We start from the raw sequence: 12,561 nt of genomic DNA on the forward strand, positions 1-12,561 counted from the left end.
TCAAAGCTCCCTTTCCGCGCTCTTTTTAGGCGCTGTCTTTTTGTGTTCCGTCCGGGGCTGGCTTTTCAGCTGCTCCATGACGGACTTTTTCTTGTCCCGTTCCTCCCGGTGGACAGCTTCCGCTAAATCCATGAGGGAAATAGGCTGGCCGCTGCGGGCCTGCTGTTCCAGCTGCGCCACGGTCGGCTCTTTTGGGCCGTTGTTGATGATGCCGTCGATCATGCCGTAGTCATCCTCCAGCATCATTTCCGCATTTTTCAGCGGATTGTCCGGCAGGAATCCGGGAATCTCGGTGAAACCAACGCTGTCGCAGTAATGACAGGATACCTTACCGTCCTGCTTGATGGCAACAATGTCACTGACGCTCAGGGACGGGCTGTGAAAATCCACCGGCTTTTGCAGGTTGAACTGTTCATACAGCGTTTCCAACTGCTCCATAGTGCTGCCGGAACCGTTCAGCGGGGCAGTGTAGATTAAGTCATAATTGTTTCGATCCACGGCCAGATTGTGCGATTGCAGCCAGTCCAGATTCATAAACCGCACATTCTGCGGATCATCCCGGCTCACCTGATAAATGGCAAAGCAGCTGCCCTCATGGGAGAGAAACGCCTGCTCCCGTTCCAGCTGCCGGTCCTGCCGTTCCAGCACCTTTTCATGGAACGCCGGACTTTGCTCCCATTCCTCGTGTTCCACGCCGAAAAGTCCGCCATGCTCCATGATTTCCTCGGTGTCAAACACCATGCTTTCCGTGTTATCTTCATGGAGGATATAGACGGTCAACCCGGCAGCGTCCAGTTCCAGCGCCCGTTCTCTGGTGACAGGCAGCATCCCATCGTAAAAGTAGCCGTATCCCTGCATATCCGAAACAGATACTTCGCTGTCGGGCATGGGGTACTCATCCAAAGACTGTTCCTGAGCATCCGGCAGCTGGGTGTCGGCAGTTTCTGCGGTCTGCTGGCTGACCTGTTCCTGCATCTGCTGACAGGCTGCATCCTGCAAGGTCTCAATCATAGACAGCGGGGCATCCTGAACAGACGGATTTTCCAGTTCCAGCCCCTCACAAATCTGCCGGACAGCGGCGGAACGGGACAGTTCCGGGGTATCCAGCTGGCCGCCGTCCAGTTCTTTCATGGTTTCTTTGTCATAGAGGGTATAGTCCCAGCCGGTATCGCACGGCTGAATGTGCAGATAGGTGGCATCGTTCAGAAGAAACAGAGCCTCGGCGGGTTCTGACAGTTCCTGCGGGGAATGTTCCGCATTGGCGGAAATCTCCTGATACTCTGTGCGATAGAGAGACGCAAGCTGTGCGGAAAGATGTTCCGGGTCCACAAAATTGCTGTTATCGGCATCCGGGGCAGCGCCATTGTCCAGAGCCATCTCCATTTCTTCGTCCCGTTCCCATTTTGCCTGTTTCTGTTCCTCCAAAAAGAGAACCATATCCGCGATGTCATGGTGCAGGATTTTATCCGTGTATTGGGTAATTTGCGCCTGAATCTCTGTTTCTGAAAGGGTTTCGACACGAATTGCCTGTGCATACAAGACATATTCGCGGGCAAAGGACTCTGCCTGTTCTCTTGCTGGCGGCAGAACCACCGGAACAGTTTCTTTTTTCTGGGCGTTCAGGTCAATGCCGCGCTCCTTGCAGATTTCCTTGTAGTTGCGCTCGATGTCGTTAATCAGCTCGCAGGAAGTCTTGTTGATGGTCTCCAGACTGGCCCGTAATTCTTTCAGGTCCTTGTCCTTGCTCCAGGAAGCGATATAACCGAAACTGTTCTCGCCGGTCTGGATGCCAAAATACTGGCAGACTGCATAGGAAATACTTTCTGCTTCAACTTCTTCTGTGTTGCGGTCTTTGGGTTTTGGCTGGTCAGAAGCATTGTCTCCGGCAGCGGAAGTTTCCTGTATCTTTTGCCGGTCATGGAGCTTGCTGTGTGCAACCTCGTGAACAGTAGCAGAAACGGTCTGCACCTCGCTCATGCCTTCCCGGATGGCGATGCGCTGGCGGTCGGGTGAAAAATAGCCGTCCGTGTTGGCGGCCATCGCCTCAAACTCGATGGGAACCGAGGCAGAGCGCCGCACTGCCTCCAGAAACGCTTCATAGTGCGGAACCGTCCCGGACAGGGAAGAAGCCAGTTCCGGCAGGGGCTTGCCGTCCGTCTGGCTCACATCAAACACCTTGACCGGGCGAAACATGGGGATTTCGATTTCCTTTTCCTCCATAACTGCCTTGCCGTCTGCATCCAGAATGAGGGCATGGGTGTCCGGGTCTCGCTTCATTTCCTCGATTTTCTTTTTGTAGGGCGTGGGGGCGATGATGGTGATGCCATGCTCACCCTTTTTCACATGGCGCTCAAACTGGTTTTTCCACTTGTTGAACCCGGCCACCAGCGTAGCTTCCGGCTTCTGCATATAGATGAGCATGGTGTTGTTGACCGAATAACGGTGGAACTTGGACATAACGGACAGATAGCGTATATACTTTTCGCTCTCGAACAGCTCCTTGATGCCCTGTTCGATACCCGCCGTGATTTCCTGCAACCGTTCCCGGTTGGTGGGCTTATCAGCCATGATGTTCACTCTCCTCTCTAAATTAGCGATTGTTGATTGATGTTCAGCGATCCACAGCTTTTGTTCCTCTGGGCTGTCCTCCAGAAAAGAATCCAGCAGATAGCCGATATAATCCTTTTGCTGCACCGCCTCTAAAAAACGGGGGTGCATGGGTTCCACCGGTGTTTTGGGTGTGTAGCCCGTTTCCCACTTACGGAGCAGATGGAAATAGTCCGCCAAAACCCGAAAGGCATGGTCCCGGCTCTCCTGAAACTTCTGCGCCTCGGTTTTCTGCCGGACATAGTTCCGCCGGGGAGGGGCCTGACTGTCATAGATAAGGCCAAAATCCTGCGCCAGCTTCTCGGCGGCTTCCTTTGGGGACAGGTTGTAGATCCGGGCGGTCAGGTCTATCACATCGCCGGTGGCTCCGCAGCCGAAACAGTAGAAATATTCCTCGTTCAGCTTCATGCTGGGATTTTTGTCATCGTGAAAGGGGCAGCAGGCCATGCTGTTCCGTCTGACCTCAATCCCATATCGTTCTGCGGCTTCCCGAATGGTGACAGACTGCTTGACCGTCTCAAATACATTTGCGCCCATCGTCAATCAGATTTCGATTTGGGGATGGGCGGCCTGTACCCGGCAGCCTTGGCCCGTTCACTGGCAGCCTTGCGGCGCTCGGCGCTGTATGGCTCCCGGACGGACACACAGCGTTTGGGAACTGTAAAATTGTGCTTATCCTTTTTACAAACCTGTTCCGGGTGCTTTTGGGAAAGGCGGGTCAGCTTCACCATCAGTTTCCGGTCATGGGTATAAACTTCGGCGGTGTCCTCGGCCTGGTTGTAGAGGAGAATGGTTTCCTGTTCATAAAGGGAGAGCTTCATTTTGCACCGCCTTTCTGCCGGTCAAATTCCAGCTTGAAGTTGGCGTACCGCCCATCGTCCTCCAGAACCACTGTGGCATCATAGGTCTTGCCGGTCTTTTCGGAATAGCAGCCGGTGATCCTTGTACGGCCATCCTTGAGCAGTGCTGTCACCAGTGCCTTGGTAGGCTGCTTTTTCTTGGCTGCCCACCATTTGTTGTTTTTCCAGATGGCAAATTTGCAGGATTCTGTCTGGCAGAAGAACCCTTTTTGCAGTTCCGCCACATCACCGCCGCAGCGGGGGCATTTGCCCACCACTTCGCGGGGCGGCGTGAACAGGTACTCAGTCCCCTTGATGACCTGATAGGTTCTCACCAACTCCCGGAGCATGGCACAGATCCCGCCCATGAAGTCCTCCGGGGACAGCTCGCCGCGCTCGATCTCGCTTAAACGGTGTTCCCATTCAGCGGTCAGCAGGGGCGATTGCAGCTGTTCCGGCAGAACGGTAATCAGGGACACCGCATCTTTGGATGGCATGAGCTGCACAGCTTTCTTACTCTTTTTTCGCTCCAAAAAGCCGGTGGACACCAGCTTTTCCAGAATCCCGGCGCGGGTGGCCGGGGTTCCTAAACCCTGACGCTCCGCATCCTCCGGCATATCGTCTTTCCCGGCAGTTTCCATCGCGGAAAGCAGCGTATCCTCGGTGAAGTGTTTGGGCGGGCTGGTTTTGCCCTCCTTGACGGTAGCGCCGGAAAGGTGCAGCGTCTGACCCTCGGACAGTTCTGGCAGACGGCCTCCGTCCGGCAGGGCCTTGTCCTCGGTTTCCTTGTCCGGCTCCGCATTTTTCAGCGCAGCACGGTAGGCAGCGTCCAGCGCCCGCCAGCCGGGGCGCTTCACCGTTTTGCCCTTGGTGGTAAACTCCGCACCGGCACACTCCACGGTGACAGCAGTTTCTGAGTAAGTATGCGGTTCCGCCACCGCGCACAGCAGGCGCAAGGCTACAAGTTCCAAAATCATCCGTTCACCCACCGGCAGACTGGACAGGTCGGCGTTTTGGAGATTGCGGGTGGGGATCACTGCATGGTGGTCGGTCACTTTTTTGTCGTTGATGACCGCACCGGCATCACAGGAAATGGCGATCCCTTTGCGAAACGGCATGGCGTTGGCAACCAGATTGACCAGCACCGGCAATCCCTCTGCCATATCCGAAGTCAGATAGCGGCTGTCTGTGCGGGGATAGGTGCAGAGCTTCTTTTCATACAGGTTTTGCAGATAATCAAGCGTTTGCTGGGCCGTATATCCCAACAATCGGTTGGCATCCCGTTGGAGGGTAGTCAGGTCATAGAGGGCGGGCGGCTTCTCGGATTTGTCCTTGCGCTCCACCTTTTTGACCGTCACATCCGCACCCTGACAGGCAGTTTTCAGCTGCTCGGCGGCAGCCTTATCCGCCATGCGTTCCCCGGAAACGGAAAACTCAGGTAGCTCCAGGACTATCGTGTAAAACGGAACCGGCTTGAAGGTGTCGATCTCGGCTTCCCGCTGAACGATGAGGGCCAGCGTCGGGGACATGACGCGCCCAATATTCAAAGTGCGGTGGTACAGCACCGAAAACAGTCTTGTGGCGTTGATACCAACCAGCCAGTCTGCCTTGGCGCGGCAGAGGGCCGCCTGATGCAGACCGTCATAGTCCGCACCGGGGCGCAGGTTCGCAAAGCCCTCCCGGATGGCGGAGTCCTCCATTGAGGAAATCCAGAGCCGCTTCATGGGTTTTTGGCATCCCGCCAGCTCATAGACGCTGCGGAAAATTAACTCACCCTCGCGTCCGGCATCGCAGGCGTTTACCACCTCGGTCACGTCCGGGGCGTTCATCAGCTGTTTCAGGACAGCAAACTGTTTCTTTTTGTCTTTGCCCACCACCATCTGCCAATGCTCCGGTAGGATGGGCAGATCGTCATAGCGCCACTTGGCATAGTCCGGGTTATATACATCGGCATCGGCCAACCCAGCCAGATGCCCCACGCACCAGCTGACCCGCCAGCCGTTTCCTTCCAGATAGCCGTCCTTGCGGACAGTCGCGCCGATCACGGTGGCCAGACTTTGGGCAACAGACGGTTTTTCAGCGATTACCAGCTTCATGGTTTGTTTTCCTCCTTTTCTTGAGCCATCGTTCCATCTCACGATGGCAGACTCCCACGCAGGGCTGCCCATAATTCCCACAGCCATAACAGGGGTGGCTTTTGGGTAAAGAGAGAGGACGGGAAGTGTCCTTCCCGCCCTCCGGCCTGCGTGTCATCATGCGTTCATAGGGGCTGTCGGTAAACCGGGTCATGGGGTCTCATCCTCACTTTCTTCACCGCCGCCCCTGTCAGAGTCCAGCTCGTCCGATTCCTCGTCCTCCAGTTCGATGTCTTCCTCGTCCGGCAGTTCCTCGCCGTCCTCATAGTCATAATCGTCTGGATTGCTGCTGTTTTTGTGGTTGGCTTTACCCTTAATAAATTTGAAGTAGGCAAAGGCAGCGCCGCCCATCACAGCCAGCACCAGCAGCAGGACAGCCGGGTTTAGTCCTGCGGATTCTTTTTTCTCAGGCTTCGCAGGTTCCTCCGGTGTTTCCGGCTCCGGTTCCTTGCCGGTACAGCCGGTCATGTCCGTACTGCACACCTCGCATTTGGTGTTGACTGCACCGGCTTCACATTTTTCCGTGCAGTTGCAGACAGCGGGCGGTTTCTCGGCGGATTGCCCGTCCTCCATCAGCGCCATCAGGTCGGCCTCGTCCACCTGATTTAAGAAATGGACGGCGGTTTCCTTGTCCTCGTTGGCCCGGTCAATGAGGATATAAAAATAGTTGCCCGCCTTGGTGGTGACGGTAATGAGCTGCTTGTTGCCGCCGAAATCGTCCACCAGGGCAACGTTGCCCTCCGGGGTCAGGGCAGGGCTGTCCTCGGTTTCCTCCACCACCACATCTTCATCGTTGGTGGCATCCTCTGCCGGGGGCTGCTCCGTTCCCTGGGCAAAAGCGGTGACAGAAAAACCGCCCATCAGCACCAGTGCGGCGCAGAGGGCGGAAAGGGTCTTAAAAATTCTCTTATTCTTCATGGGCGGTGTCCTCCCGTTCGTCATGGACAGCCATACCGGGGTGCGTGCCGCCGGACAGCATGGCGCTTAACTGCTCAGGGGTCATACGCATAGCGCGCACCATCTGGACGATCTCCAGATTTTCCGCTTCAGTTTTCTGCGCTTCCAGCGTTTTCAGCTTTTCCTGATACTCTGCGATCTTCTCACGGGTTTTCGCAATTTCCCGGTCAATGCGTTCAATTTTCGTAGCCATAATCAATCACTCCTATCAAAAGATTTGTCACCAGTTCATCAGGCCGTAGCCCTTGATGCACTCGTAGTTCACATCGTAACTTCTGATTTTGCAGGCATCGCCGCTGTTTCCCTCTACGGTATAGACCCGGCTGCCGTCTGTGCCGATGACGATGCCCACATGGTCGGCGCTGCCGTCCAGGTCCCAATCGAAGAAGATGGCATCGCCGGGGGCCAGATTGTCATAGCCCCGCGCGCCCCATTGTCCATGAGATTGGAACCAGGGAACCCCTTGGGACTGGCAGCCTGCAAAGCGCGGTTCAGACAGACCCATCTGGCCGTAGCACCAGGACACGAAGCAGGCGCACCATTCCACACGGGAATTGAAGCCGTACCAGCTCCAGTAGGGCTGCCCGCCCACATTGCCCACCTGACGTTTGGCCAGTTCCACCAGCTCCGGGTTGCCGGGGCGTGTACCGTTGATAAACTCCACACCCTCCAAACTCTCGGAATCGCTGGTATTTGTGGAACCGCCGCCGAAGATCAGCGGCTTGTTGCCCAGGGTGGTCCGGTACACCTGATACATTTCCAGCTGGTCCGGGGTCAAAAGCTCCGTGGCAACGGAGGAAATGGGTTTGCTGGTAAGCGTTACATTCAAAATGTAGTAGTTATAGGGAACCTCAACGGTATAGCTGTTGCCCTCGCTGTCCGTCCGGGTTTCCGTCCGGTAGCGCACCTCGACTTCCTCGGTAAGCGTCAGCTGATACTGTGCGTTGAATACGCGCTCCAGCTCCGCCTGTGCGCTCTGTCGGGTGTAGCCCTGCAACACGGCAGACAGGTATGCCGCAAGCTCATGGGGGTCATGTCCGATCATATCCAGGTCATAACGGTATTCGTCATATCCCAGATAGCTGCTCTCAATGTTGTCGATCTCGGCTTGCAGCGCCGCTTCCTTGGCGGCGTAATCGGCCTCCACCGCAACAAGTTCCGGGTCATCCGACGGATAGGTAGAACCGGAAATGGCAGAACCAATGCTCTGCGCCATCATGGAGCAGGAGGACATGGTATTGAGCAGCAGGCAGATGAGCAGAAAAATCGCGCCCACAAGCAAGAAGCCTTTTTTGTGACGCATAACAAATGCTCCGGCCTGCTGTGCCTTTTCCTTGACCGTCTTGGCGGCTTTGCCGGTCTTTTTTGCGGTGTTGGCGGTGTTTCCGGCAGCTTGACCGGCGCGCTTGGCGGCGGCGTATTCCTTTTTAATGGCCTGTTTCTGCTGCCAGCGTGAAAACGGATTGCTGGTAAGCTGGGGATTTTCCCGCAAAGACTTCTGGTACAGGGCGTTCACATTGGCCTTTTCCAGCTTTTGTTCCGCCTGTGCCGCCTTGCGGTATGGCTTCAGCTTGTGACTGCGGTAGCCTTCCTGGACCAGCCGCGCACCGGTTTCAACAGCTTCCTCAGACTTGTGGGCGCTCTCCACGCCCACATTGTCCTGTTCCGTTTTACGGATTTCCTTGTGAAGTTTCCCCAGCGCCGCATCTCCCGGAGCATCCCGGACCGCCTGGGACAGCTTGGAGGGCGGCTTTTTCTTATCCTCCAGCACCAGTTTGGTGGTCACTTTGCCGGTCTTAGGGTCCACCGTTTTTTGCCGCACCTGCTTTTTGGGGATTTTCGCCTGCGCTCTGTCTGCTTTGGCGGCGGCCCGGTCTGCTTTACGGATGGGCTTTTCCAGCGCCGGGTCAGCGCGTTCCTCGTCTGTAAAGTGCAGGCGCGGTTCCTTACGCATACCAGCCACCCGCCATCAGGTCATCCAGCAGCACACAGGTTTCCGCATATACTGGAATCTGAATGGTTTCTGCCGGAAAAACCGTTGTGGACAGGAAAAGCGCCATCAGGGTTCCTCTTGCCATGTCCCGATCCTGAATTGGGCTGCCAATAAACAGCTTGGGAACATCCGGTATGCCCTCTGTCCAGATATGGTGAATCCGGGTAAATCCGGCATAGCCCTTGGGCGTGAGATTTTTTGCTGTCTTTTCCTGCTCATAGCAGTAATGGACGGCGGCGCGAAGCAGTTCCACCATCTGCTCACAGCCGCTGACAGCGGCCAGAAGCAGACCTGCGCCTTTTTCAATTTCTTTCTTTGTCATGCTGTTCATCCTCCTTTTTTAAGTCCAACGGTTTGGTGGTCATGATACGGTACAGTTCCGTATTCTTGGGGAAGTGGTCCACAAACGGCAGGATCGTGGAACCGTAGAACAAAAGCCCTTCGCCCTCACCGGAGTGGGTCACATAAGATAGCTGGTGTGTAGAAATACCCAGCTGCTTGGCGAGAATCTGCCGGTCTCCGCCCGCCTGGTTGAGCATATACACGAAGTCGGAGTTTTCAAAGATGTTCTCAACCTCGCGGCTGCTCAAAAGGTCTTTGACGTTCTGCGTGATACCGGTCGGGATGCCGCCCCATTTACGGAATCGCTTCCAAATCTCCACCGTATAGGCGGCGGTCTGTTCCTCTTTCAGCAGCAGGTGCATCTCGTCGATGTAGTAACGGGTGGACTTGTGGGCGGCGCGGTTGATGGTGACGCGGTTCCACACCTGGTCCTGCACCACCAGCATCCCGATTTTCTTCAGCTGCTTGCCCAGTTCCTTAATGTCATAACAGACAATGCGGTTGTTGATGTCTACATTGGTCCGGTGATTGAACACATTGAGGGAGCCGGTCACATAGATTTCCAGCGCCGTGGCGATGTACTGTGCCTCTTTTTCCTCCTGCGCCCGCAAGAGATTATACAAATCCTCCAGAATGGGCATATTCTCTGGGCGCGGGTCGTTGAGATAGTCCTGATAGACCAGCCGCACACAACGGTCGATGATGGTTTTCTGCACCGGCTGCAAGCCCTCCTTGCCGCCCACGATCAGCTCGCACAAGCTGAGAATGAAGTCAGATTTGAGTGACAGCGGGCTTTCATCGTCCGAGTAGTCCAGGTTCAAGTCCATTGGGTTAAGATAGTTGGTGGAGGTGGGCGAAATTTTGATAACCTGCCCATGCAGACGCACCACCAGAGGGGCATATTCCGCTTCCGGGTCCAGGATTTCCACCTCGTCGGAAGTCAGCAGGAAGCAGTTGGCGATCTCACGCTTGGCGCTGAAAGATTTACCGGAACCCGGTGTGCCGAGAATCAGCCCATTAGGGTTTTTCAGCAGCTTGCGGTCCACCATGATAAGGTTGTTGGACAGGGCGTTGATGCCATAGTACAGAGCTTCTTTGCCGTTCTGGAATAATTCCTGGGTGGTAAACGGCACAAAGATTGCCGTGGAACTGGTGGTCAGTCCGCGCTGAATCTCAATCTGGTTGATGCCCAGGGGCAGGCAGCTCATCAGCCCTTCCTCCTGCTGGAAGTCCAGCCTTGTCAGCTGGCAGTTGTATTTCTGTGCAATGGAACTGGCCTGGAACACATTGTTGTCCAGCTGGCGGGGGTTATCCGCCGTGTTCAGCACCAGAAATGTCACAAGGAACATTCGCTCGTTGCGGCTCTGCAAATCCTGCAAGAGCTTTTTGGCCTCAACACCATAAGTGGCAAGGTCGGAAGGAATGATGTCCATGTCATATCCGGCACGGACAGCCTTTTTCTGTTCCTCAATTTTGCTGCGGTCCAGATCGGTGATTTTTCGCTTGACCGTCTTGATGGCCTTGATCTGATCCACCGACTGGATATGCAGGCTGACAATCAGGTTGGATTCCATATCCAGAAAATCAGCCAGCATCCGGTCATTCAGTTCCGGGGCGAGAATCTGCACGAAAGAAACCGCCCCGTACTTTTTACCCATGCGGAACTGCTTGCCGGTGCGGAACTCAAAGGAGCTGGGTGCGATAAAGTCCTTGGTGGACAGGCCGCTGATGGGGAGCCAGTCCCACTCAAACCGGAACGGCAGCTGCTCGTCCATGTGGAAGATACCATGCAGCTGGGCAAGCCGCGCCTTTCCGTCCAGCGTTTCCGCCACCACGCCCAGCCGCTTGAAGTTGTTGAGAATGTCGGTCTCAATGCGCTCCAGACGGGGCTTGGCCGCCTTGATGCTGTCTGCGTCAATACCAAAGGTGAGATACTTGGTTTTAATCAGGCCGTTGTTGCCCTTTGCCAGCTGGTTTTGCAGCATGGTCATGTACTCGATACGGATGCTGTCAAAATCGTCCCCCTGGAGAGGGATGTTGATGGCGCGGGCAAAGGTTTCCTCCGATGCTGCAAGGTTCAAAAAAGACAGCTCAAACTGAATCGAGCTGTCGAAGTAGTTGAGGAAATCGCACCAGCCCTCGAAAATCGCGGTTTTATCCTCGTTCTGTGAAAGCTGATAGTTGATGTCCTGAAATTGAATGGTTTTTGTGTAGTGACCGTCTGATACCCGGCAGATACCGTCCGGCCACATTCGTTCATAAGGGATACTGTCCTGCGCCGATTTTTCCTTTTTGTCCGTGCGGTTGGCACGGGCAATCGCAGCTTCAATCTGCTTTCTGTCGGCGCGGGACAGCTTTTTCTTTGTTTTGACCGGCTGCACAGCTTTTTCCTCGTTTTTTCCGAACAGCCGGTGCAGCCAGTTTTTGATTGCCGTAAACAATGTGTGACACCTCCTCGTCGAGATTTGCCTGCCGCTGCAACACGGCATAGAAGTTATTGGTGCGGTAGGGGCGCTGCCTGGGGCGGATCACCGTGACGCGGATGATATTGCCCACAATCTTTTCCAACGGCTGACCATGCTTTTCATACATCGCCAGCAGGAAGAAGGGCAGCATCACGAACATCATGCACAGGGCTGCCGTACTGTTTCCGGCAGAGCCACGGAGCAGAAAGAACAGCGGTACGCCCAAAAGCGCCCCTCCGCCGAAGCAGACTAACTGCCGCTTGGTTAAGTTGAAAGCAACCTTGGTTTTGACTTTCGTCAGGTCTTTGGGTACAGGTACATAGGCCATAGAAACTCCCTCCTTCTTAATGAGCCTGGAATACAGCTTTTGCAAGGCTTCCGGTCTTAAAGAGGGTAAAACACAGTAAAACCGTATAGCCCACACAGCTCCAAATCGCCATAATCACATCTTCCTCGGTAGCGATGTCCTGTACCAGTACAGCATAAATCGCCACACAGACAATGATGAGAAATGCCTGGAATCCCAGCGCCAACAGGGAGCGCAGATAGTTCTGGCCCATGCCGCCCCATTCCTTGCCCATCATGGCAGCCATAGGGATGGGCGCAACGGATGTCACAAGGTAAATTTCAATCATACGGCCATAAATCACGATGAAGATGCAGATATACAGCGCCCACATGGTAACGCCGATAAACATACTCTGGAACCAAAGCCCGAACAACGGACCCAAATCCATTTCCATCAGCCGAGGTTCCATGTCCGTAAGGACAGAGGAAATATCAATGGCTGCATCCGAAGAAATGATCCCGGATGCCTGTGCCACCACACTCTGCGCCATATCAAACACGCCCATGACGATATTCCATGTATTCGTGACAAGGAGTATGGCTGCGGCTGACTTGAACACCCATTTGAAAATCATCCAGGTGTCCACATCATGCAGGTTGTTTTTGTCGGTAATCATCTGGATCAGTTCCAGCGTCATTACAATCGCCAGAATCACACCGGCGATGGGAACCATGATGGAGTTGGAGAGGCTCTGGATCATGCTGAAAATGCCGCCGTTCCAGCCCTGCGGCGTTTGCCCAACCTGCACGGATATATCTCCGACCTGCTGGTTTACAGAATCGAACATCCCGGACAGGTTGCCCATAATGCCGCCTACAAGCATTTCCTTGAGCCACTCAGTAAGCGCGTCCAGCAGAAAATCCATACAGTGTGA

General features: G+C 54.8%; 11 protein-coding genes. All 11 read right to left on the bottom strand.

Going from position 1 to position 12,561, the window contains the following annotated elements:
• The 11 genes from B5D52_RS03825 to B5D52_RS03875 are packed head-to-tail and all read right to left on the bottom strand — an operon-like array spanning position 1 to position 12,552.
• Positions 1-3,144 carry a YodL domain-containing protein gene (locus B5D52_RS03825; RefSeq protein WP_072847968.1) on the bottom strand — a complete coding sequence of 1,048 codons (3,144 nt, stop codon included), beginning with the start codon at positions 3,142-3,144 and terminating at the stop codon, positions 1-3.
• 2 nt (positions 3,145-3,146) lie between these two features.
• Positions 3,147-3,428 (bottom strand): hypothetical protein, encoded by a 282-nt coding sequence (locus B5D52_RS03830; RefSeq protein WP_002586546.1) that lies wholly within the window; start codon positions 3,426-3,428, stop codon positions 3,147-3,149.
• Positions 3,425-5,542, bottom strand: a complete 2,118-nt coding sequence (locus tag B5D52_RS03835) for a type IA DNA topoisomerase (protein ID WP_016147259.1) — start codon at positions 5,540-5,542, stop codon at positions 3,425-3,427. Before B5D52_RS03835 ends, B5D52_RS03830 begins: the two co-directional genes overlap by 4 nt.
• Complete coding sequence (locus tag B5D52_RS16480) at positions 5,523-5,735, bottom strand: hypothetical protein (RefSeq protein ID WP_002586544.1); 213 nt, start codon at positions 5,733-5,735, stop codon at positions 5,523-5,525. The genes B5D52_RS03835 and B5D52_RS16480 overlap by 20 nt, the downstream gene beginning before the upstream one ends.
• Positions 5,732-6,499 carry a DUF4366 domain-containing protein gene (locus tag B5D52_RS03845; protein ID WP_016147258.1) on the bottom strand — a complete coding sequence of 256 codons (768 nt, stop codon included), beginning with the start codon at positions 6,497-6,499 and terminating at the stop codon, positions 5,732-5,734. Before B5D52_RS03845 ends, B5D52_RS16480 begins: the two co-directional genes overlap by 4 nt.
• The gene (locus tag B5D52_RS03850; RefSeq protein ID WP_002586542.1) at positions 6,489-6,731 is read right to left on the bottom strand and encodes a DUF4315 family protein; all 243 of its coding nucleotides are present in this window, start codon (positions 6,729-6,731) and stop codon (positions 6,489-6,491) included. Before B5D52_RS03850 ends, B5D52_RS03845 begins: the two co-directional genes overlap by 11 nt.
• A gap of 27 nt (positions 6,732-6,758) precedes the next feature.
• Positions 6,759-8,492, bottom strand: a complete 1,734-nt coding sequence (locus tag B5D52_RS03855; protein ID WP_016147257.1) for a C40 family peptidase — start codon at positions 8,490-8,492, stop codon at positions 6,759-6,761.
• Positions 8,485-8,853, bottom strand: a complete 369-nt coding sequence (locus B5D52_RS03860; RefSeq protein ID WP_002578873.1) for a hypothetical protein — start codon at positions 8,851-8,853, stop codon at positions 8,485-8,487. The genes B5D52_RS03855 and B5D52_RS03860 overlap by 8 nt, the downstream gene beginning before the upstream one ends.
• Positions 8,834-11,254, bottom strand: coding sequence for a VirB4-like conjugal transfer ATPase, CD1110 family (locus tag B5D52_RS03865; RefSeq protein ID WP_016147256.1), 2,421 nt, complete (start codon positions 11,252-11,254; stop codon positions 8,834-8,836). Before B5D52_RS03865 ends, B5D52_RS03860 begins: the two co-directional genes overlap by 20 nt.
• A complete protein-coding gene (locus B5D52_RS03870; protein WP_016147255.1) occupies positions 11,199-11,666 on the bottom strand; it encodes a PrgI family protein in 468 nt (155 codons plus the stop codon). The genes B5D52_RS03865 and B5D52_RS03870 overlap by 56 nt, the downstream gene beginning before the upstream one ends.
• Positions 11,667-11,682: 16 nt before the next feature.
• Entirely contained in the window at positions 11,683-12,552 is an 870-nt protein-coding gene (locus tag B5D52_RS03875; protein ID WP_016147254.1) for a VirB6/TrbL-like conjugal transfer protein, CD1112 family, read from the bottom strand.
• Positions 12,553-12,561 lie beyond the last annotated feature (9 nt).

This window comes from Butyricicoccus pullicaecorum DSM 23266 (assembly GCF_900167005.1).
Classification (GTDB): Bacteria; Bacillota; Clostridia; order Oscillospirales; family Butyricicoccaceae; genus Butyricicoccus; species Butyricicoccus pullicaecorum.